Source organism: Streptomyces sp. NBC_01017 (genome assembly GCF_045162795.1).
In the GTDB taxonomy this organism is placed as follows: domain Bacteria; phylum Actinomycetota; class Actinomycetes; order Streptomycetales; family Streptomycetaceae; genus Streptomyces; species Streptomyces machairae.
Window position 1 is genome coordinate 10,934,007 of the sequence record NZ_CP108683.1, and the last position, 20,603, is coordinate 10,954,609.

At 65.9% G+C, this 20,603-nt stretch carries 18 protein-coding genes and 7 pseudogenes; 8 read left to right on the forward strand and 17 right to left on the reverse strand.

Going from position 1 to position 20,603, the window contains the following annotated elements; translation table 11 throughout:
* The first annotated feature begins 91 nt into the window (after positions 1 to 91).
* On the forward strand, positions 92 to 1,168 hold the full coding sequence (locus OG331_RS50115; protein ID WP_406191107.1) for a family 2 encapsulin nanocompartment cargo protein polyprenyl transferase: 1,077 nt from the start codon (positions 92 to 94) through the stop codon (positions 1,166 to 1,168).
* Positions 1,169 to 1,174: 6 nt separating this feature from the next.
* On the opposite strand, the pseudogene OG331_RS50120 reads toward OG331_RS50115, so the two are convergent.
* Together OG331_RS50120 and OG331_RS50125 are read right to left on the reverse strand one after the other, a co-directional pair.
* Positions 1,175 to 1,357, reverse strand: a pseudogene (locus OG331_RS50120) (transposase family protein); the annotation flags it as partial.
* A 64-nt stretch (positions 1,358 to 1,421) separates the two neighbouring features.
* Positions 1,422 to 1,889, reverse strand: a pseudogene (locus OG331_RS50125) (transposase); the annotation flags it as partial.
* Between the two features lie 106 nt (positions 1,890 to 1,995).
* On the opposite strand from OG331_RS50125, the gene OG331_RS50130 reads away from it, so the two are divergent.
* Entirely contained in the window at positions 1,996 to 2,172 is a 177-nt protein-coding gene (locus tag OG331_RS50130; protein ID WP_406191104.1) for a transposase, read from the forward strand.
* Between the two features lie 221 nt (positions 2,173 to 2,393).
* Positions 2,394 to 3,614, forward strand: coding sequence for an ISAs1 family transposase (locus OG331_RS50135; protein ID WP_406191102.1), 1,221 nt, complete (start codon positions 2,394 to 2,396; stop codon positions 3,612 to 3,614).
* Here the strand turns inward: OG331_RS50135 and OG331_RS50140 are convergent.
* Complete coding sequence (locus tag OG331_RS50140; protein ID WP_406191100.1) at positions 3,586 to 4,290, reverse strand: IS3 family transposase; 705 nt, start codon at positions 4,288 to 4,290, stop codon at positions 3,586 to 3,588. The genes OG331_RS50135 and OG331_RS50140 overlap by 29 nt on opposite strands.
* Before the next feature lie 96 nt (positions 4,291 to 4,386).
* Between OG331_RS50140 and OG331_RS50145 the strand changes: the two are divergent.
* Together OG331_RS50145 and OG331_RS50150 are read left to right on the forward strand one after the other, a co-directional pair.
* Positions 4,387 to 4,710: pseudogene (locus tag OG331_RS50145) on the forward strand (transposase); the annotation flags it as partial.
* A gap of 121 nt (positions 4,711 to 4,831) precedes the next feature.
* Positions 4,832 to 5,350: a transposase gene (locus tag OG331_RS50150; RefSeq protein WP_406191097.1), complete on the forward strand. Its 519-nt coding sequence runs from the start codon at positions 4,832 to 4,834 to the stop codon at positions 5,348 to 5,350.
* Positions 5,351 to 5,573: 223 nt separating this feature from the next.
* Here OG331_RS50150 and OG331_RS50155 read toward each other — a convergent pair whose 3' ends face one another.
* From OG331_RS50155 to OG331_RS50200, 10 genes and pseudogenes are all read right to left on the reverse strand, one after another.
* Positions 5,574 to 6,560 (reverse strand): terpene synthase family protein, encoded by a 987-nt coding sequence (locus OG331_RS50155; RefSeq protein WP_406191094.1) that lies wholly within the window; start codon positions 6,558 to 6,560, stop codon positions 5,574 to 5,576.
* Positions 6,493 to 6,939, reverse strand: a complete 447-nt coding sequence (locus tag OG331_RS50160; protein WP_406209627.1) for a polyprenyl synthetase family protein — start codon at positions 6,937 to 6,939, stop codon at positions 6,493 to 6,495. Before OG331_RS50160 ends, OG331_RS50155 begins: the two co-directional genes overlap by 68 nt.
* A 117-nt stretch (positions 6,940 to 7,056) precedes the next feature.
* The gene (locus tag OG331_RS50165; protein WP_406191092.1) at positions 7,057 to 7,368 is read right to left on the reverse strand and encodes a polyprenyl synthetase family protein; all 312 of its coding nucleotides are present in this window, start codon (positions 7,366 to 7,368) and stop codon (positions 7,057 to 7,059) included.
* Positions 7,369 to 7,711: 343 nt separating this feature from the next.
* A pseudogene (locus OG331_RS50170) lies at positions 7,712 to 8,093 on the reverse strand (IS110 family transposase); the annotation flags it as partial.
* 316 nt (positions 8,094 to 8,409) lie between these two features.
* Entirely contained in the window at positions 8,410 to 9,624 is a 1,215-nt protein-coding gene (locus OG331_RS50175) for an IS110 family transposase (protein ID WP_406209625.1), read from the reverse strand.
* A 385-nt stretch (positions 9,625 to 10,009) separates the two neighbouring features.
* Positions 10,010 to 10,240: pseudogene (locus OG331_RS50180) on the reverse strand (IS6 family transposase); the annotation flags it as partial.
* 188 nt (positions 10,241 to 10,428) lie between these two features.
* Positions 10,429 to 11,177: pseudogene (locus OG331_RS50185) on the reverse strand (transposase family protein).
* A 157-nt stretch (positions 11,178 to 11,334) separates the two neighbouring features.
* On the reverse strand, positions 11,335 to 12,777 hold the full coding sequence (locus OG331_RS50190) for a cytochrome P450 (protein WP_406191090.1): 1,443 nt from the start codon (positions 12,775 to 12,777) through the stop codon (positions 11,335 to 11,337).
* A gap of 437 nt (positions 12,778 to 13,214) precedes the next feature.
* Positions 13,215 to 13,472, reverse strand: a complete 258-nt coding sequence (locus OG331_RS50195) for a transposase (protein WP_406210850.1) — start codon at positions 13,470 to 13,472, stop codon at positions 13,215 to 13,217.
* Positions 13,473 to 13,846: 374 nt separating this feature from the next.
* On the reverse strand, positions 13,847 to 14,059 hold the full coding sequence (locus OG331_RS50200; protein ID WP_406191088.1) for a winged helix-turn-helix domain-containing protein: 213 nt from the start codon (positions 14,057 to 14,059) through the stop codon (positions 13,847 to 13,849).
* Positions 14,060 to 14,426: 367 nt separating this feature from the next.
* On the opposite strand from OG331_RS50200, the gene OG331_RS50205 reads away from it, so the two are divergent.
* Entirely contained in the window at positions 14,427 to 14,657 is a 231-nt protein-coding gene (locus OG331_RS50205; protein ID WP_406191086.1) for a hypothetical protein, read from the forward strand.
* 6 nt (positions 14,658 to 14,663) lie between these two features.
* Here the strand turns inward: OG331_RS50205 and OG331_RS50210 are convergent, their stop codons facing one another.
* On the reverse strand, positions 14,664 to 14,870 hold the full coding sequence (locus tag OG331_RS50210; protein ID WP_406210890.1) for a hypothetical protein: 207 nt from the start codon (positions 14,868 to 14,870) through the stop codon (positions 14,664 to 14,666).
* On the opposite strand from OG331_RS50210, the gene OG331_RS50215 reads away from it, so the two are divergent.
* Positions 14,781 to 16,100 (forward strand): protoporphyrinogen/coproporphyrinogen oxidase, encoded by a 1,320-nt coding sequence (locus OG331_RS50215; protein WP_406210853.1) that lies wholly within the window; start codon positions 14,781 to 14,783, stop codon positions 16,098 to 16,100. The two genes, OG331_RS50210 and OG331_RS50215, sit on opposite strands and share 90 nt — an antisense overlap.
* An 854-nt stretch (positions 16,101 to 16,954) precedes the next feature.
* On the opposite strand, the pseudogene OG331_RS50220 reads toward OG331_RS50215, so the two are convergent.
* The 3 genes and pseudogenes from OG331_RS50220 to OG331_RS50230 all read right to left on the reverse strand — a co-directional run.
* Positions 16,955 to 17,551: pseudogene (locus OG331_RS50220) on the reverse strand (transposase); the annotation flags it as partial.
* Positions 17,552 to 17,626: 75 nt separating this feature from the next.
* A complete protein-coding gene (locus OG331_RS50225; protein ID WP_406191083.1) occupies positions 17,627 to 19,384 on the reverse strand; it encodes a transposase in 1,758 nt (585 codons plus the stop codon).
* Positions 19,385 to 19,433: 49 nt separating this feature from the next.
* The gene (locus OG331_RS50230; RefSeq protein WP_406191081.1) at positions 19,434 to 20,000 is read right to left on the reverse strand and encodes an IS5 family transposase; all 567 of its coding nucleotides are present in this window, start codon (positions 19,998 to 20,000) and stop codon (positions 19,434 to 19,436) included.
* Between the two features lie 125 nt (positions 20,001 to 20,125).
* Here OG331_RS50230 and OG331_RS50235 point away from each other — a divergent pair, with 125 nt between their 5' ends.
* On the forward strand, positions 20,126 to 20,569 hold the full coding sequence (locus OG331_RS50235; RefSeq protein WP_406191079.1) for a helix-turn-helix domain-containing protein: 444 nt from the start codon (positions 20,126 to 20,128) through the stop codon (positions 20,567 to 20,569).
* The last annotated feature ends 34 nt before the right edge of the window (positions 20,570 to 20,603 follow it).

The following is a 20,603-nucleotide window of genomic DNA, read 5'->3' on the forward strand; positions in this document are numbered from 1 at the left end:
CTGCTCGTTTCAGCCCTCCATGCTTTGCCCTTTCTGCTGCGCTGCCGGATCTACTCTGACAGCTGGGTTGTGTGGACGATGAGACTTTCGTTTGCTTGTCGATCCGAAGCAGGTGGATGTTATGGCGGTTGTTCCGGTGGAGGAACTGCGTTCTATTTCTGAGGCTCGAACACTCGTTGCTCCTGCACTGAGGGACGCGGTGGACCGACTGCCAGCGCCGGTGCGGCACATTGCTGGATATCACTTCGGTTGGTGGGATCAGCACGGTGAACCTGCTGAGAGCCATGCGGGCAAGGCGATCCGTGCGGCGCTTGTGCTGCTCGCGGCCCGTGCTGTCGGCGGTTCTGCGGCCGAGGGTGTTCCTGCTGCTGTTGCTGTGGAGTTGGTGCACAACTTCTCGCTGATCCACGACGATGTGATGGACGGGGACCGAACCCGGCGCGGTCGTGCGGCGGCGTGGTCTGTATTCGGTTCGGCTGAGGCGATTTTGACCGGGGACGCGCTGCTTTCCTTGGCCTTCGCCGTGCTGTCAGAGGCGGATGCACGCACCAGTTCTGCTGCCGTGGCGAGCGGGAGGCGCGGTTTGCCGATGCTCACTGAAGCGGTGCTTGAGCTTGTCGAGGGGCAGGGGCAGGACCTGGCTTTCGAGAAGCGCGACAATGTCACTCTGTCCGAGTGCATGGCGATGGCATCAGGGAAGACAGCTTCCCTGTTGGGTTGTGCGTGCGGGCTCGGCGCCCTGTTCGGCGGCGCGGAGCCGACGCGGATCGAGTCGATGCAGCGTTTCGGACGTGACCTCGGTTTGGCATTCCAGCTGGTTGATGACCTGCTGGGCATCTGGGGGGACCCGAAGGCTACAGGAAAGCCTGCTTGCTCGGATCTGTTCAATCACAAAAAGTCTCTACCTGTAGTGGCTGCGTTGATGCACAAGACCGGTGCGAGCGAGGAGCTGGCACAGGTGTATCTGGATCGCCGGCCGTTGGAAGCCGACCAAGTCAGTCGAGTGGCTGAACTGGTCGATGCAGCAGGAGGCCGGCGGTGGGCCGCTGGTGAGGCAGAGCTGCGCCTCCAGACAGCGGCTTCGCACTTGCGTGCGGTCCATCCGGAGGCCCAGGCGGCCGATGAGTTGCGCGAGCTGACTCAGTTGGTAGTCCGCCGGGACCACTGAGCTTGTTCAGCGATGAGTTTCGAGGGTGAGGATGGCTTTGACTATTGACGTCATCCGGCTGGGGTTGCAGCAGGCTTTGCGGAGGGTACGCCAGGTCTTCACCGAAACGATGGATCTCTCGACGAGCCACCGCAGATGCGAGTGCGCCCGGTTGACGCACCTCTGTTTGACTGTGAGGTCCTTGCCCGGCCGTCGCCTGGGGGGTGCCCCCTATCTCTTTCGTCAAGGGGCGGGTCGGTTGGTTAGTGATGTTTTAGGCGGCTTGGGGGACGGCTTGAGGTTCGAAGAACGTGCCGTCGCGGAGCATGGCGAACAGGACGTCGACGCGGTGGCCAGCGAGGCACATCAGGGCCTGCTTGTGCCGCTTGCCCTCGGCCTTCTTGCGCTCGTCGTAGGCCCGGAAGGCCGGATTGGACAGCGCGGCGAACGCGGCCAGGAAGAAGGCCCGTTTGAGGTGCTTGTTGCCTCGGCGGGACGGGCTCTCGCCTCGGATCGAGGACTCAGATCTTCGAGTCACCGGGGCGAGTCCGCCATAGGCGGCGAGGTGGCCTGCGGTGGGGAAGGCGGTGCCGTCGCCGACGTCGATGAGGATCCTGGCTCCGGTCCTGACGCCTATCCCCGGCATCGACGTCAGGAGCTCGGAAAGAGGGTGCGGGTGCGACTTGGGCAACTTCTCGATGTCCAGGGCGAGTTCCTTGCGCTGGTCGAGCAGTGCGGTGAGGTTCTTGTCGATGACCTGGACTTCCCGTACGCCGCCCAGGTCGCGAGGATCACCCGGCACCACATCAGCCTCAAGACCGGGAAAACGGACCCGCGAGACCGCCTACGTGATCACCGACCTCACCAGCCGGCAGGCCTCACCGGAGCGGACCGCCCGCCTTGTGAGATCCCACTGGGTGATCGAGAACCGGCTGCACTTCGTCCGCGATGTCACCTTCGGCGAGGACCACTCCCAAGTCCGCACCGGACACGGCCCGGAGAACATTGAACCGCTCCGGGTTTGATCGAGACTCTAGATCTTGACTGTGACCTGGTGTTTTGCGGTCTCGTTGTAGTAGTTGGTCTCGTATTCGACCAGGGCGGCTTCAAGTTCCATGCTCGCGGCAGTTGTTGCGTGAGGGGTAGATAGCAGTGCAGGCACGGGCTTCGTGATCATTGTGGTGTCTTACGCCCGATGATCATGAGGTGGCCCGTGCCTGCCGCTGTATCTTCTCCGATCCCTGCCGTGCTGGGGAATCTGGGGTCGCTGGACGTCGGCCAGGTCGCCGACCTGCGTCCCTACTTCGACTCCATCCCCGACCCACGCTCGCGGCGGGGCCGGTGGTACTCGCTGACGTCGATCCTGCTGGTGTGTGCCTGCGCGGTCGTCTCGGGAGCGAAGAGCATCGACGAGCTCGCCGAATGGGGTGCGAGGGCCTCGGGCAGGCTACTGGCGGCCCTGGGTATCCGCCGTCATCTGCTCGGGTGGCGGCGCACCCCCTCGCCCGTGACGATCGGGCGCGTGCTGGGCGCCGTGGACGGTGATGCCCTGGACCGGGCGGTGGGCGCCTACCTGACCGACCGGCACCACGCCGTCACCGGCACCGCGACCAGGGCCACGGGGCAGCCGGCGGCACCCGCGCCCGGGCGGCTGCGCGTCCTTGCCCTTGACGGCAAAGCGCTCAAGGGTTCGGCCCGTCTCACCTCGGCACGCCGGCACCTGCTGTCGGTGGTCACCCACGGCCCAGTCGTGACCCTCGGCCAGGTGGAGGTCGGCGCGAAGACGAACGAGACCACCCACTTCCGCCCGCTGCTGGAGCCGCTGGACCTGGCCGGCACTGTCGTCACCTTCGACGCGCTGCACTCGGTCAAGGCGAACGTTTCCTGGCTTGTCGAGACGAAGAAGGCGCACTACATCGCCGTGATCAAGACCAACCAGCCGACCGCCCACCGCCGGCTGGCGGCCCTGCCCTGGCGGGACATCGCCGTCCAGCACACCGCCTCCGGGACCGGGCACGGCCGGCGGGAGTCCCGCTCGATCAAAACCTGCGGAATCGCCGACGAACTCGGCGGAATCCCGTTTCCCCACGCCCGCCTGGCCATCCGCATCCACCGCCGCCGCAAGCTCACCGGCCGGCGCGAGAGTCGTGAGAGCGTCTACGCCGTGACCAGCCTGGACGCCCACCAGGCCTGCCCGGCCGACCTGGCCGCCGCGATTCGCGGGCACTGGGGAGTGGAGAACTCCTCGCACCACATCAGAGACGTCACCTTCGCCGAGGACGCCTCCACCGTCCACACCGGGACCGCGCCCCGGGCCATGGCGACCTTCCGCAACCTCGCCATCGGCGTGCTGAAGGTCCTCGGAGCCAACAACATCGCCAAGACCACCCGGGCCATCCGCGACGAACCCGAACGAGCACTCCCGATCCTGGGCATCATCAACAACCGCGACACCTACGGAACTTGATCAAGCCCTGGTATTCGACGGGTGGGATGTGCCCGATCTCACCGTGGAGTCGGCGGTGGCAGTACCAGTCGACCCACTCGGCGGTGGCCAGCTCGACCTCGGACAGCGTCTTCCAGGGGCGGCGGGGCTTGATCAGCTCAGTTTTGAACAGGCCGATCGTGGACTCCATCAGGGAGTTGTCGTAGGCGTCGCCGACCGATCCGATCGACGCGGCGATGCCTGCCCGGTCGAGGTGCTCGGCGAGCGCGAACGACGTGTACTGCGACCCGGCGTCGCTGTGGTGTATCAACTGGCCTTTCTGGTGGGGGAGTTGGTCCCGATCTCGTTGCCATAGAGCCATCTCGAGAGCGTCCAGGACGAGGCGTGTTTCCTTCGACGTGGCCGCGGACCAGCCGACGATGCGGCGGGAGAAGGTGTCCACGACGAAGGCGACGTAGACGACGCCGGCGAACGTGGCGACGTGGGTGAAGTCGGCGACCCAGCAGCGGTTGGGGGCCGGGGCGACGAAGTCACGGTCCACCAGGTCCGGGGCCCGCTGAGCGCTCACGTCGGGAATCGTGGTAATCACCTTCTTGCCACGGACCGCGCCGGTGATGCCCATGTCGCGCATGAGGCGTTCGACGGTGCAGCGGGCCACCGAAACGCCCTGCCGGTTCAGGTGCGGGTGCGCCGGCATGTCTGGAGCCTGTTGCATCTGCGGCGGGGCGGGTTCCCGTGGCTGACGGTCGCCGGAAAGCGGCTGCATGGCTGGGTGGTGACCGGCATGGACGCCATGATCATCACGGCGGCGTCGAAGAAGCAGGGTGCCGCGGCGACCTGGAGGAAGCCGTTCGGTTTCCATCCCCTGGCCGCGTGGTATGCGAACACCGGCGAGTGTCTGGCGATGTGGCTGCGGGCGGGCAACGCCGGCTCGAACACGGTGGCTGACCACATCCGGGTGCTGCGTGAGGCGCTCGCCCAGGTCCCCGGAGCCTCGACGGCGAAGATCCTGGTGCGGGTGGACGGCGCGGGCGCCACCCATGGCCTGCACGAACACCTGCGGGATCTGAACACGATGCGGCGCACGGCCGGCTTCGCCACAGGCTGGACCATCACCGACGAGGACGAGAAGGCCATCGCCCGCCTGCCCGAGAGGGCCCGGGAGACCTCGCTCAAGCAGAACGGAAGCCTCCAGGAGGGCTACTTCGCGGCCGAGTTGAGCGGGCTGAACCGCCGGCATGGCTGGATCAAAGGGGATGCGGCTGATCGTCCGCAGGGTCAAGCCGTCCGGCCGGCACACGAAGGACCTCACCGCCTTCGAGAAGAAGACCGGCTGGAAGTACTCGATCACCGCCACCAACATCTCCAGGATGGCCCGGATCGCCGGCTCCCGTCAGATCCAGTGGCTGGATGCCCTGCACCGCCACCACGCCGTGGTCGAGGACCAGGTGAAAGCGAACAAGGCGATGGGCCTGCACAACCTGCCCTCCAAGTCCTGGCAGATCAACGAGGCATGGATACTGAGCGCGAACCTCGCCGCCGACCTGGACGCCTGGCTCCGTCTGCTCACCCTCCACGATCACCCCGGCCTGGCCGACGCCGAGCCGGACACCATGCGTTTCAGGCTCTACCACCCCCCGGCCCGCCTCGCGAACCACGCCCGCCGCCGATGGCTGCGGATCGAGACCACCTGGCCCTGGGCGAACGCGTTCACCACCGCCTGGCGGCGGCTGACCGACCTCCCAGGCACCACCTGACCCACCAGCACCCACCCCAACGCGAACTGGGAGGAGAGGCGCACCACCCCGACAGACAGACGTGGAACCCCGGCGCACCCCGCAGCGTCACGGGACGCCCCGCCCTCGAACAGCAGAGGACATTACGGGCGAACCGCCGAGACGAAAAACGACAAGCCCCAGCTGACGGATCGAGGTCAACGCCTCAGTGGTCCACTGTGCACATGAAAAAGGCTGCTTGCGGCTATGTCTCGGAGCGCATAGGGGCCAAACCGGCTTCGCGCCACCATTCTCGGATCCGACGTGGGATTTGGGCGGTTTCCGCGTCTGCGCGAGGCTGGTCACAGAGGACGGGTGGCCCGTCTGGGGGCCACGCATATCTGGCTACGCGAGAGTGGAACACTATGTTTCCTGCAACTGCAGCCTCGATAAAATCCGCCCAGCGCGCGAAAGATCCGCCTCGTTCTCGACATTTATGAGCTATGGCCAGGAAGACCGTCATGATCTGGTCATGCAGACGCGATGTCTCATGGACGGCTTCATCAAGGTTTGTATTATATTCGCGTTCGACCACTTCCACCAGGTTTATGTTGCTTGTGCCTGCAGCACGTTCCTTTTCATAGGATGCCCATTCGTTGTATATCATTGGCAGGGACCAGCCGGACAGTATCAGTGCCTGCGCCAGACTGGTTTGCCAGGTGGGCTCGTCAAGATCGAGTCCGCTGCCGGGAGCAGCCAGGACCGTCGTGAGCCAAATCGCGACATTATCGATGCGGCCTTTGAAGAAGGTGTCGAGCGTGGGAACTGATCCTCGCTGGTCGACTTGCCAGCGCTGGCCGCGCACAAATTGACGCCACCCATCAACGATGGAATTGATGACTACCGGCGGGTAGTGGCGGATGACGTCATGGGCGAAGTCGCGCATCGCCAACGTCAGTGGCGCATTGACCCCAGGGGTGCTGTCGGGATTTTCCAGTGCTTCGATGAGGGCGAGGGCCATGGTGTCGAAGGAAGTAGCGTCTCTGTTGCTTGCATTCTTGCTGCTGATCCCCTCACAGTACGCGTCATCAAAGATGAATGTGATGGCGGACCATCGCGCCATGAGCTGGTGACCCAGAGTGTCGGAGAAAGGAAAAGAATCTATTGCAAACCATGCGCTTGACTCAGCGTACTCTGGACGCTGTTCCGGTGCGGCTAGGTCGAACGCTTCGAGCCATTCGAGGGTGTCCAATTCGGTCGCTCTCGGGCTCGTTTTGAATTGTGGTATCGGGCAGTATATCCCTGGCACATCGGCTTGGCTTGATTTTATCAAACGCATGGATCCTCACCTTTTTCGTGCTCAACAAGCCGTGGTGCCCGGTAGATCGCCGCCCGACTCCGGGGCGGTCGTCGCGCATCTGGCAGGCTTCGCCCAGCGGCAGAGCAGACGCGGAAAGCCCCTGCAGCAGTGCGTCGTCGGCGTCGGCCACGGTGGCGCCGAGGTGAATAGGGCGTTCGATCGTGTACTTGGCAGTCTTGTGGCGGATGGTCTGCAGTGCGTCCGAGACGGTGTGAGGCTGGTGAGCAAGGATGATGTCCAGGTACTGGCCGTACATCAACTCGGTCCGCATCACGGTCGACCAATGGCAACACGTGCATGAGCTGGTCGGGTGTGAGGCCGGCGGTGTGCAGGAGCTCGTCCGACCAGCACAGAGCGATGTCCCCAATGAGGATTGCGCAGTTTTCTCCTACACGCCGTGCGATCGGCGCCGTCTGCATGCTCTGGGCACGCTGCCGATCCTGGTGCTTGGCGGAGAGTTGGCGATGGAGGGTGGCCGGCCGCGGCGAGTGGCGGAGTCGTCCATGCCGTCGTCGTGCACGAGTGCGAATGCGTGGAACGTTTCCAATGCCGCCGCTGCCCGCACAAGGCTGGCGGGCGGCGTTGCGAGAGTGCCGGAGGCAGCATGCCAGCCCGTGACACACAGCAAGGGCCGCAGGCGCTTCCCGCTGGCCGTCAGGAACTCCCGCCAAGAGATCGGTGGCCTCGTCCGGCAGTCCACTGTCGGCCGCTCTCATGGCCTTGCGGTTCAAGAAGGCATGCAGGACTTCGTCGACGGACGTATGGACAGCATCGAAGTCGATCCCCGTATTGGGACGATGCGTGCGGGCGGGAGTGGGGTTCATGCCGAGTCCTCCCGGTGGGCGTGTCCGGGGTGTCGGTCAAGGTAGCCAAAGCCTCCTACCTCCTCCAACCAACCTTACTCAGGTTGAACTGGATATGCGCATGGGGGTGTTCCTCGATCCCTGCGGTATGCCGTGGTGAGGTACCCACCCCCGGGATGCGGCTTGCCGCCGGTGGGCTCACCGCATGCTGTTCAGCAGGGCCTTGAGCCGGTTGGTGGTGCGGGTGCGGTCGGCGACCAGATCGACGCGGCGGTCAGTCAGCAGCCGCAGATCGATCGTGGCTTCGTCGCCGGGAGGATCGGCTGCAGGTCGCGGCGCATCCGGGCCTGATCGGCGATCACGCGGGCGTCGCGGGCGTCCGTCTTTCCTGGCCATGGCTGACCAGCAGGGCGATCAGCAGGCCGGGCTCGCCGCCGGTCATGTCCAGCGCCCAGGTTGTCCTGCCACCGTCGGCGAGGTCCAGGACATCACCGATCAGCTTCAGCAGTTCCGGCTCGTCGTTGGCCACCCGACGCGACAGCAACGTGTCGCCCTCGCTGTCCAGTACCAGGCAATGATGGTGGATCTTGCCGCAGTCGGTCCCCGCCCATATCCGGCTCATCATGCTCCAGTTGTCGTCGTACTTGCCTTGCGTACCACGGACGACCTCGCCGGCATTGCTCTACTCAGCGACTTGTTCGCACTTCCCAATCGGCGGCCGAGTCGTCGTGGGGAGCCGGGGGGTGCCCCTATCTGTTTCGTCAACCCTGGCGGGGTTGACTTGTAGGGGTTCGTGATGGTTTTCGGGAACGTTCCGCGAAGCGGGACGTTCCCGGTGAATCGGGTGCGGTGCGGGCAGCCTGGTGGCCGCCTGGCAGGGGTGGACGTGCCGGTGGCGGGGTGGAGCGGGCTGGAACAGGTAGGGGGTGGTGCGGGTGTCAGGCGGCGAGACCTAGGGTGCGGGGTTCGTAGAGGGTGCCGGTGCGGATCATCGCGTGGATGACGTTCACGCGTTGCCTGGCCAGTCGCAGGATCGCCTGTGTATGGGTCTTGTTGCGGGCGCGTTGGCGGTCGTAGTAGATCCGCGAGGACGGATCGGACTTGCAGCCGATCGCGGCGAACGCGGCCTGGAACAAGGCGCGTTTGAGGAGCCGGTTGCCGCGGTGGGGTGCGTGCTCGCCGCGGATGGAGGTGCCCGAGGACTTGGTGGCGGGGGCGAGTCCGGCGTAGGAGGCGAGGTGTCCGGCGGTGGGGAAGCCGGTGCCGTCACCGATCGCGACGATCACGGCAGCGGTGGTCCTGACGCCCATGCCGGGCAGCGACGTCAGGAGGTGGAAAAGAGGGAGGGCCTCCAGCAGGGCGGCGATCTCCCGCTCGGTGGCCTGCCGCCGGCTGTGGGCGGCGGCGAGCTGGGCGGCCAGGCCGGGCACGATCAGCGCGGACGTCTCGGTGCCCGGGACGATCAGGGTCTGCTCGGCCAGTGCCTCGAAGATCTCCTCGGTCAGGTGCTTGGCCTTGCGCGAGCCATGCGCGGTGAGTAGGGCCTGGCAGCGGGCCCGGCCCAGCTTCCTGATCTTCGCGGGGGAGCCGTGCCGGGTCAGGAGGGCCTGGACATATGGGTAGGCCAGGCGCTTGCCCAGGACGCGTTCCAGGGAGGGGTGGATCTGGGAGATCAGGCCGCGCAGCCGGTTGGTGGTGCGGTTGACCTCGCCGGCCAGGTCGTTGTCGTAGCCGGTGAGCATGGTCAGCGCGGCCAGCGTCTCGTCGTCGCGGTCGATCGCGCGCAGGGTGTGCGGCAGGGTGCGGGCGGTGTCGGCGATGACGAACGCGTCGCGGGCATCGGTCTTGGCCTCGCCGGGATACAGGTCGGCAGCCCGCCGCATCGAGAGTCCGGGCAGGTAGGCCACCCGGCAGCCCGCCGCGCGGGCCGCGGTGATCGGCAGGGCACCGATATTGGCGACCTGGTCGACCACGACCAGAACGGTGCCGAACTTCGCCACCAACTTGGTGAACAGCTCGATCAGCTTCGGCTCGGTATTCGGCAGCCGCTTGTCGTGGACGGTCTTGCCCTGCTCGGTCAGACCATGGGCGTGGTGGAACTCCTTGCCCAGGTCCAGACCGAGGAACAGACGTATATCGACGGTGTCGACCATGCTCACGTGCCCCCAGATCCTTCTACGCGTACTCGATGTGCAGTTCCTGGCCGTCCCTGCGGCACCACACGCCGGCAACCACGTTACGCAGACATGCCACCCGGCAAGCGGCCCGGCGTTGCACCGGACCCGGGCGGTCGTCAGGCCCCTCATCAGCGGTCAAGCGGTGCCCCGAAGCCCGGCGGCAACACCCCCCAGGTCATCACCTCGACAGGGGGCAAACAGCCATACCGGACCCGGGGGCCAGGCGCCCCGTTGCAGGGCCATGAGAAAGGTAACGGGGCCAGGCACCTGAAGCCACGAACGGCAGCCACTTGTCACACCCAGCTCCCCTGGGTGTCCTCACCCTACGAATGGGAGAACCAACCCGTTCAAGAAGGTAGAGCCACTTGTCACCGGGCTGCGGGCGCCGCTGGCGCAGGCTGTTGGCATAGACCTGGCCGAACTTCAGACACCAGCGGCGCACGGTCTCGTAGGAGACGACGATACCCCGCTCAAGCATGAGCTCCTCGACCTCGCGGGGGCTGAAGGGGAAGCGGAAGTACTCACACACACAGTGCGAGATGACCTCGACCGGGTACCGGTGGTTGCTGCACGACGGCACCACAGGTGACACGACCACTTCCCTCCCCGGACACGAACACCCCGAAGATCATCCCATGCCCCACCCGAAAACGTGACAGAACCCAGGGGACTGTTCGTGACCGCGGTCGTCGACCGCGACACGCGATTTCGACACGCTCGGCGATGTCGTTGGGCATGGCCATCAGATCGACAGGTGCGAGACAGGTCCCTGAGCCTTTTTCACGTGTAGATCATGAGGGTGAGGATCGCGGCAGCCACTGACGTGAGTCTGTTCGGACTGATGCGGGCATGCCGGAAGATCCGCCATTGCTTGATCCGGGAGATGGTTCGCTCGACGGGAGCACGCAGTGCGGCGTGGGCCTTGTTCGACGCTTTGTGCTTGTCGGGCAGTTCGGTTCCGGGCCGTCGTTTGATCGGGGTGATCACAGTGCCGCCGGCCCCGACGTACCCCTTGTCCGCGAGGACCTCGAGGTCCAGTCGCGCGCAGGTGTCGAAGATGGCGTGCTCGCGGGCGGCGGTCGGCATCGTGGGTGCCGCCCGGAAGGGCGGGTGACATCCACAGCAGTTTGCCGTCTTCTGCCGCAATGACCTGCAGATTCACGCCCTCGCGGCGGACCTTGCCGGAGAAGTGCCCAGGCGCCTGAACCCGGTCGGTCTCCGCGACGGTGCCGTCCAGCAGCACGTAGCCGTCCGTGTGATGACTGGTGAGCGCCTCGGTCAACGACGGCGTGCTCCGCAAGTTGCCCGATCGTGTGGTTCACGTAGCGCCAGGCGGTGGCCGTGCTGATGCCGAAGCCTGCGGCGGTCTGTTCGAGGGTGTCGTGCTTGCGCAGGTAGACCAGGGTGCACCGGGCCCGGTCGTACGGACGCAGTCTGCAGCGCCGGCCGGCTTCGCAGGACGCGATCACCATCGTGACCAGTTCCAGGAGCTCCGGGTCGGCATCGCATCCGGCAGGATAGGAGAACACGGGGCATCTCCGCAGGTGAAGGTTATGTTTGGCGACTCTCCAAGCCAGCGGGATGCCCCGTTCGGCACGCCACCGTCAACACTTCACCGACGCTCACCCGCAGGCCTTACAAGTGAAAAACGCTCCCTGTCTGGGCCCCCGAAGCACTGTGCGGAGCTCAAGGGAGTTGTGGCAGGCCTGCCCCGGAGACGCTGCGGCCCTGGGCGTCGGCCGCGGCGTCGGGGGCCGCGGCGCTTACCGGCAGGCGATCGAACACGCGCACGGCCAGTCCCTTCGACGGATGGACTACGACGCTCGGGACTTCCTTGATCCGCTTGGGTGACGTCGGCTCAACGCGCCAGCGGCCGACGAGGGTGGCGAGAACGACGGTCATCTCAGTCATGGCGAGAGTGTCTCCGATGCACCGCCGGTTTCCTTGGCCGAATGGAACGAATGCACAGCGGGGCAGGTCCGCGATCTCAGGTTGAAGCCATCGCTCGGGATCGAAGCAACTGGGATCGGGATACCAGGCCGGGTCTCTGTGCAAGATCGCCGGGCTGTACAGGACCTCCGCCCCGGCCGGGATGGGCGTGCCTTCGATGCTGACCGCCTCCGTGCTCTCCCGGATCAGCCAGAGGTTCGGCGTATGGAGCCTGAGTACCTCGTTGATGAAGGCACGCATGTACGGCAGCGCATCGAAGTCCCCGGGCGTGATGGGTCGTCCATTCAGTGCGTGGTCCACCTCCTCCGCGAGCCGCCGAGCGATATCCGCGTGAGTGGAAAGGACATGCATTGCCCATGACAGGGTGGTCGACACCGTCTCGATCCCGGCGATAAACGCGGTGATGATCTCATCCCGCAGTTCGTCGTCCTTCAGTTGGATCCCGGTGCCTGGATCCGGCGTCGCCATCAGCAAGGAGACGAGGTCACCATGATCGCTTGAGTCCGTTCGGTACGCGTGGATGAGGTCCTCGGTCGTTCGCCGGAGCCTTGCACGGGCAGCTTCGAAGCGGCGATTTCCAGGGGTTGGAATCCATTTCGTCAGTTCGCCCAATCCAAACACTCGCCACGTAAGCCCCGAAATGATCACGGGAAGCGTGTCCTCGACGGCAGAGGCGAGGACACGTGCACGCTCGCCCGAGAACAGTGATGCGGAAAGAATCTCCCCCGCCAAGTGACGCATCTCGTGCTCCACCGAGACCGCCTCGCCTGGTGGCCAGGCCGCGATACGGCGATGCGAGATTTCCCTCATGTTCTCGACATACTGAGCTACCTGGTTGCGATGATATGCTGGCTGCATTGCGCGCCTCCGGCGCATATGCAGTTCTCCGTTCGATGACATGATCCCGTTGCCGATGAACATGCTGATCTTTTTGTACAGGCGCCCTTTCGAGAATTTCCGGGTCTGTACCTGCAGGAGCTGGCGAACAGCCTCGGGGGAATTCAAGACGTAAACAGGCCTCGGACCGACAAAGATGCGCACCACGGGGCCGTGGAGACGCAGAGACTGCATGAAGGACATCCGTGCAGGACCGACCAGCTGCGGGAGATGGCCCACCAACGGCAACCGGCCAGGTGCTGTGGCTGCAGGCGAGCCTCCGGGAGGAGGAGTCGTGTTCATTGGCAATTCACCGATTCACCTCAGAGTCGTTGCTGCGTTCCCAGGGGCGTTCTCGCCTGGTGATATCGAGTAGGTCACGTGGCGAGACCGAGTAGGTGGAGCCATCGGCGGCTGGTCCGCGATTGTCGTGATAGTGCGGTGTTGTATCTGGTGCCATGAGGCAGGATGTTGCGCCATTTCCCCAGGCAACTGCTGCCAGTGTCGACCTATTTTGCGTGGCCCAGTCGCCGAGTCTCAGCAAGGTTCGCGGCCACAGTCTTATCTGCATGCTGCCCTCTTTTATTTTTGTGCATCAGCACCCGTAAGGAGGTGTTGGTGATTGCAGCGAATCACCTAAGTGTCCGGCTGGGTAAAATGGGAGAAGCCCGGGAGCTCACAGCGACCTTCCGGGGAACAGGATATCGAGGTGTACGTCTGGCTGGGGACCCCGACGGCAATTAAAGCAAATTGGGCAGGGAAATGATAGCGGGCAATGATGCAGATACATTTGCCCGGATGTATGCCTTGAAGGGATTCTGAGCAGAGGAATCAAAGAAGAAGAGGGCATTCAGGGCGATTGGAAAGTCCTTTTGTCGCACATCGGCGCAGGTCATTTGCCAGGACTGTTGGTTGCCCAGGTCGTTCTTCAAGTTCGCCCACACGCCTTCGGTCGGGTTCAGGTCCGGCGCGTAGGCCGGCAGCCGGAAGACGGTCAGCCACCGTTCCCGCGCGGCCGGTAACTTCGCGCATCAGTGCGTCCTTGTGCTGTGTGGAGTTGTCCCGGACCAGCACGATCCTTCCTCCGAGCTGCTGGTGAGCGGCCTCCAGCAGGTCAGCGAAGTCCCGTTCTTTGAAGCCGTTCCTCTCACCGCGCCGGCCGGGGTGGTGGGTGAGTATCCGGTGGATCAGGCGGGTCCGCTCGCCCGGCTTCGCGCAGACCATCCCGGCGACCGAGACCCGCCCCGATCCCTTCCCCGACACTTTGACCTGCGGCGGCACTCCGTACAGGACCGGGTGCGGGCCTTGGGCGGACGGAGCGCCTGGCCCGACTCGTCCTCGAACACCAGCCACACGCCCTGCTCCCTCACTTTCATTCCACGCGCGCCCAGGTCTCTATTCGCCACAGCCGCATCTGCTCCTCGTCCCGCTGCGCCGCACAACGCACCCGAACCTGGACGGAAAAGCCCATCTGCCGCAGGATCCTCGACAGTTGTGGCCGGCTGAAGCGCACGTGGAACCGCCGGGCGACCAGAAGCGAGACCCGGGCGAGCGTCCACCGCTGGTCTTCCGCCCTGCCGTGCACGGCCGGTCCCTGCTCCAACGGGCCTGGTCGGCCAGGCCCGCCGGCCCGGCTCCATCCGCGACGCCACTCCCGAGAGCCCTCTGGAACGCAGGGCGTCCATGCCGCCTCCCACCAGGCATACACGGACTCCCGTGACACCCGTAACACCCGCGCGACCTGCGGCGGCTTCATGCCGGCCACCCACACCTCGGCGGCCTGGAACCGCACCCGTTCCCGCCGGGCCCGCTCCACCGCGGTCAGGCCACCCCCATCGGGATACCTCACCCCACCGGCATACACCCACCCACGACAGCCTCGTCACCCAAAGCGAAAACCTGGGAGTGTCATGAATGAATTAGGTGGGTTCCTTCCTCGGAGGAGTCATCTGATGGGTACGACGACGGGTCACACGATCGGGATGGCCGGCGGCGTGTCGCTGGGCCCAGATCACCGGCACCACTGGCCTACCCGCCGGGCTGGCGCCGAGGGGTCGACCCAGCGGGCAAGGGACTTCGTACGGGAACGCCTCGCCGCCCTGCTTCCCCAACCGCCCCAGGTCACGGCCGGTGAGGTCGTGGCACACGGACACACGCCGGGCTGGAACGCGAGAATGGTGTAATCCTGATCAAGGAAGTGCACCTGATGGCAGACGTGAGTGCCACCACATCGACCACCGGCAGGTGACGCGCAGATGATTACCACCGAAGAAGGCCGCACTGACCGAATCCGGCGGCGGGTGATCGTGGTCGGTGCGGGGATCTCCGGCCTGACCGCTGGATGGCGGCTGCGGCAGGCCGGGTTCGACGTCACCGTTCTGGAGCGCGACGATCATGTCGGAGGCCGGATGCGGACCATCGACCGGGACGGTTACCGCCTCGACGTCGCGGCGAGCCTCCTGTCCACGTCTTATCACGAGATGTGCGACCTGCTGCGCGATCTGGCGCTCACCAACGACGTCCGGCCGACCTCCGACCTCTTCGCCTTTGTGCAAGGCGACGCGATCCACCGGCTGCGCACTCACGCCAGGCGCGACCTGCTGGCGACGCGACTGTTCGGGCCCCGGACGAAGATCGCCATGGCCAAGATCATGATCGATATGGTCCGGCACCGTCGCGTCCTCGACTGGACCGATCCGTCTCGGGCCGCCGCACTCGACGTCGAGAACATCCCGGCCTACCTGCGGCGGCGCCGCATCCCCACACAGAGCCTGAGCGCATTCATCGAACCGTTCAGCATGGGATTCAACCTGGTGCCGGCCGAGGAACTATCCGTGATCAACCTGTACTTCTACCTGCACGCTATGGCTGGCAAGGGGCTGTTCAATTCGCGACAAGGCATCCAGTTCCTGCCGAACCACCTGGCCGACCAGCTGCGTGTGGAACTCACCGCGCGTGTCACCAGCGTGACCATCGACGGCGACGGCTCCGTCGCCGTCCGCTGGCAACGCGCCGGACAACCGGAACAAGTGGAGCGGGTCGACGGAGCGATCATCGCCGTGCCGGCGCATCACGCCCTGGCGATTTATCCGCAGTTCGACGACGATCAACGCCAGTTCCTCCAGGAACTGCGCTACTCACGCGGAATCACCGTCGCCCTGGGACTGCGCCGTGTCCCGTCCGAAACTGCCGTGTGGTTGAGCATCCCTACCGGTGCCCACCCCGACCTGGTTGGCGTGCTCCTGGAGCACAACAAGGCACCCGGCCGCGCGCCTGCCGGACATGCGCTGCTGTCCACCTATTGGCAGCGTCACTGGCACGAACAGCACTGGGACGCTACCGACGAGGCCATCCAGGACAACGTAGTCAACGCGGTCTCAACGTTCCTGCCGGGCATCGGTGACGACATCGACATGTGCCACATCCAGCGCTGGAACCCCTACGCCCTAGCCTGGCTGCCGGGAAGCTTCGCCGCGCTCCGACGGTTCCTCGCCAGTCTGGACACCCGCGCCCCGGTCCAGTTCGCGGGCGACTACTTCTCCTTCCTCTGCACCAACAGCTGCCTGGCATCCGGTGAACGAGCCGCCCGACAGCTCACCGCAACGCTGGCCTCCCGGATGGGGTGACCGAACATGGAAGCGGAAGTACAGCCACACACTGTGCGAGATGATCTCCACCGGATACCCGGTGGTTCCTCTGCGACGGCGGGGCGTCCGACACGACCGGCTCCGCTTCCCAGACACCAACCCGAAGATCATCCCACTCCGTCACTGACAACGTGATGCGATGAAGGAGCGGGGCCTCCCGCTCCGGCCGGGGTGCGGACGATGCCCGGTTTAGGAAGAGAGATTCCGTTCATGGGTAGGAGGGCCCCTGATGGACCGAGAACAAGCCTACGCCGTGCTGTCCGCCAGCGGGGGGATCGGGAGGTAGTGCGTCCGCGAGCCCGCAGGCCGGCCGGCCCGTCCAGTGCAATGGTGCATGAGCCTCCCCGGCGCGCCGAGGGCCTGGGGCTTCCCAGCCGTCAGTGCCAGGCCCTCGCGGTGCACTCCGCGGGGCGCGAGCGGGTGCGGCGAAGGGGTGATGTGTCGACTGCCCAGCTGGAGTTGGCTCGTTGAGCGGGGCGGTCGACAGGCCAGGAAGGAGACCGGCGCCTGCGAGATCATCGCGGACCGGTGCCGGTCCCGCCGGCCCAAGGCGGCAGCCCAGCGAGACGCATCGATCGCAGGGTCCGTCGCCGCGATCCGTCCATGGCTCCGCCCTGGCTCCCCGAGACACACCGGTAACATCACGCAAACCGTCACCGTGACAGCACCATCGATCCCCTCCCCGGACACACACACCGCGAAGATCATCCCACCCCACCACCGACAACGTGACAGTGCCAATGATCATCCGATTCACCAATCTGGAACCACATCACCGGCGTCACGAGCCTGCCCACCACAGCCTGAACAACGGAGTCCCTCCCGGCCCACACATCCTGACGCATCGTCAACCGATCGCGCCGCCGACAATGTGACAACGCCTCGCCGGTGGTGTTGGTGGCGAAGGCGGTGAGCCGTAGTCCGTCGGCGCCGGTGAAGCGCAACTGAGCTCCGGGGTGGGGCCGTTCCTCGCGGACGATCAGCCGCATTCCATTCGGCCTGCCCTTGAGTGCGTCGCCGTCGAGTTCGGCGGCCCAGGCGCCGTCGCGGATCTCGCCGCCCGGCTCGACGGCAGGCGTCCACGCGGTGGGCGGGACCTTGAGGGCGGCCTCGTGGATGGCGTCGGTGATGGTCATACCGACCGAGTACGACAGTCACCGGCGCCGCTTCGCGAGCCAGGCGGCCAACTCGTGGGTTCCGCCTGCGGAGTCGGTACGCATCAGCGTCTGACGTCCACGCCGGTATTTCTTGTGCAGCTGGGCCAGGGCGAGTTGGGCGGTGGTGATGTGGTCGGCGGCGGTATTGCTGCCTGCGTTGCCCGGCCTGAGCAGGCCAGCCACCGGCTGGGCGCCGCCACCACTTCCGTGATCGACGAACCCCATCAGAGCTTGGTGCCCGTAGGTCTTCTTCCAGGTCGCGGTGGCGTCCTGCTACTCGGAGTGCGTGACGGCGGCCATGACAAGCGGTTTTGATCCACTCTCTGACTCTGGTGCGCAATTCGTGCGTCAGCCTGCGAGTTGGTAGCTGAGCCGGGTGAGGCGGCTGCTGCGGGTACGGTCGAGCGGGTGTCCGCTCCAGTAGGCGTCGAGCCGCACGACGTTGATCGCGGTGGCGGAGAAGGCGTGCTGGAGACGGACCTTGGGCAGGCCGCGGTAGCGGGCTCTGCGCATCCCGGTGACGTCGAGGGCCTGGTTGATGGTGCCTTCCACGCCGGCCCGCAGCCTGTACCGGGCCTTGTAGGCGTCGGTCTGCTGTTCGGCGCGGGCGGCGGCGAGGGTCTCGTGCAGTTCGCGGGGGCGCAGGGTGAGCATCCGGCGGCCCTGGCGGGAGGTGGTGCACCGGTCGCGGAGAGGACAGCTCCCGCAGGTTGTGGCGGCGAAGGTGACCACGATGGCGTCCCTGCGGTGCTGTTGGACGGGGTTCCAATTGCTGCTGGTGCGTCCGGCCGGGCAGCGCGCCTGGCGGGCCTTCCAGTCAATGGAGAACGCGCTCTTGTCGAAGCCCTCGGCGGCCCTGGCCTGCCGGGAGTGGTCGAGCAGGGCGGGGGTCACCATTTCGGTGCCGAGCTTGGCGGCGGCGTGGATGAGGTCGGCGGAGGGGTAGCCGGAGTCGAGGTAGTGCTCGCCGGACGGCAGGCCGTGCTCGCGCAGCCGCTGCTGGATGGGTGCGGTGGCCTGCACGTCGGGGACGGCGGCGTGGGTGGTCATCACATCCGTGATCAGGTTCGGCGGCAGTAGCCCGCCGTCCTCCTCCCCGCGTCCTTCCCTGTCCCTGTCCCTGGCTTCGGCTTCGGCTTCGGCTTCGGCTTCGGGGGGAGTGTGGCAGGACTCGGTCAAATGGACCTTGTAGCCCAGCCAGAACAGTTCCTCGCCCTTGGCCGCCCAGCGCGCATCGGCGTCGTAGGGCGAGGCCAGGCGGATACTGCCGGGCGGGACTCCGTCCGTGTCGGCCTCCCGCTTCCTGACCACCTCCCGCCCCCGGTTGTCGGTGTGGATGTAGTAGGTCTGCACCAGCACCTGCCGCAATAGCTGCACGGCCTCGATCTCGCGGATCCACGGCGGGGTGGCATCGGCCCAGGCCGCCCGGCACAGTGTCAGCGCGTCCTGCCCGAACACCTGGGCGAGCCGTTCACGCTTGGTCTTGGACGTGGGCATCGTCCAGCCGTTGATCCGCTCCCCGTAGCGGTGCGCGAACTCGGCGATGTCGACTGCCTCGGCGAGCCAGGCGGGGGTGGCCACCGCCAGTGCCTCCAGGGCCGCCCGCACGCTCTGGCCGGCCAGCTCGGTGCGGTTCAGGTCCCGGACCGCGCTGATGACGTGGGTGGCGTCGGTGCGCTGCCTGCCGCCGGCGGCCACCAGCCCGGCCTCCTTGCAGTGCTCCAGCAGCCGGTCGAAAACCGTGCGCTCCAGGCCGTGCTCGGCCAGCCTCGTCCGGAACCGGGGCAGCACGCTGTGGTCGAAGCCGGTGTCCGCCAGCTCCATCCCGAGGGCGTATTTCCAGTCGATCGCGCGTATCGCCATCGCCGCCGCCTGCCGGTCGGTGAGGTTCTCGGCGAACTGCAGCACCGTAACCAGCGACAAGGCGCCCGGCGAGAGGCCCGGCGCCCCGCGCACCCCGAACGCCTCGGCGAACGGCTCGTCGGCGAAGACTTCCGCGAGCCGGTCGCGGACCCGTATCGCCAGGGTGCCCTTGGGGAACGCGGCGCGGGCCACCGCCGCGGTCTGCTCGGGAACCGGTGGCAGGCCCTTGGGCCGCATCGACATCTACATCACCCCCGCGGCCGCACGACGGGAAAGGCGACCGCTCAGGCGATCATCGCGTACTCAGCCGACCCCGCGTCAGGAATTGCGCACCAGAGTCCTCTCTGTGGAGCGGTGACTGGGCGTCACGGGTGCCTGGAAGGATGGGCGTTCGTGTGACTGCAGCATGTTCTGGGCCGCCTTCTCCCACCTGTCGACGGTGGACCTTGGTGGTCAGTCCGCCTCGGGATCGGCCGAGGGCGTGATCGTCCGGTTCGTCCGGCTGGTGCCGCCCCCCTTTTCGGCCGGTGGCGGCGGGGTGCTGATGGGCGCGGACGATGGTGGAGTCGATCTGGACGAGCCAGTCGATGCCGTCGGCTGCGTCCGCGTGGGCCTGGATGGTCTGCAGGGCTCGGGTGAACACGCCGTCCAGGGCGTAGCGGCGGAAGCGGGTGTAGACCGTCTTCCACGGTCCGTAGCGTTCCGGCAGGTCGCGCCACGAGATCCCGGTTCGGATCTTGTAGACCATCGCGTTGATGACGTGCCGGTCCTCCACGCGAGGCCGGCCTGTGGCAGCCCGCGGTATCAACGGAGCGAGTAACTCCCACTCCTGATCGGTGAGTTCATGACGACGTATCACTCCACCATGATCCACCAGCCGATGATTGGACAGACCCGTAGCGTGTCGCTGCTTAGCTATGGTGTTTCTGGCTGGGATGTTCGTGACGACAGGGTCTTTCCTCCTTGCCGGACAGGGTTGTTGTCATGGGTTCGCAGAAGAAGTATCCGGTCAGGTTGACTGCGCGGGATCGCGAGGAGCTGGTCCGGGTGACCACGACGGGTGTGCGCAGAGCCTCGATGATCATGCGTGCGCGGGTGTTGCTCGCGCTGGACACCTCGGTGGGTGAGGTGGACTCCAAGGAGGTGATCGCGACCCGGCTCGGTGTCTCCGGTGAGACATTGCGGCTGGTCGCCAAGCGCTTCACCGAGACCGGTGGCGATGTTCACGCCACGATCGCACGGAAGAAACGCGACCTGCCGCCGGTGCCCTCGCCGGTGACCGGCGAGGTCGAAGCCCGACTGATCGCGATGGCATGCTCCCTGAGCCCCCGGGCCATGCGCGGTGGTCCTTGCGGCTACTGGAGAAGCACGTGGCACTCGTCGACGACATCCCTGATCTGGACCACTCCACCATCGGCCGGGTCTTAAAAAACGGAACTGCGTCCTCACCTGAAGAAGTGCT

Coding starts and splice junctions, on each gene's coding strand:
- OG331_RS50140 (WP_406191100.1), bottom strand. CDS start 4,290: ATGCCGGCGCACCCGCACCTGAACCGGCAGGGCGTTTCGGTGGCCCGC.
- OG331_RS50150 (WP_406191097.1), top strand. CDS start 4,832: ATGGCTGGATCAAAGGGGATGCGGCTGATCGTCCGCAGGGTCAAGCCG.
- OG331_RS50160 (WP_406209627.1), bottom strand. CDS start 6,939: ATGCGGACCGAGTTGATGTACGGCCAGTACCTGGACATCATCCTTGCT.
- OG331_RS50175 (WP_406209625.1), bottom strand. CDS start 9,624: ATGGTCGACACCGTCGATATACGTCTGTTCCTCGGTCTGGACCTGGGC.
- OG331_RS50190 (WP_406191090.1), bottom strand. CDS start 12,777: ATGAACACGACTCCTCCTCCCGGAGGCTCGCCTGCAGCCACAGCACCT.
- OG331_RS50205 (WP_406191086.1), top strand. CDS start 14,427: ATGGGTACGACGACGGGTCACACGATCGGGATGGCCGGCGGCGTGTCG.
- OG331_RS50210 (WP_406210890.1), bottom strand. CDS start 14,870: ATGATCGTCGCGCTCCAGAACGGTGACGTCGAACCCGGCCTGCCGCAG.
- OG331_RS50225 (WP_406191083.1), bottom strand. CDS start 19,384: ATGTCGATGCGGCCCAAGGGCCTGCCACCGGTTCCCGAGCAGACCGCG.
- OG331_RS50235 (WP_406191079.1), top strand. CDS start 20,126: ATGGGTTCGCAGAAGAAGTATCCGGTCAGGTTGACTGCGCGGGATCGC.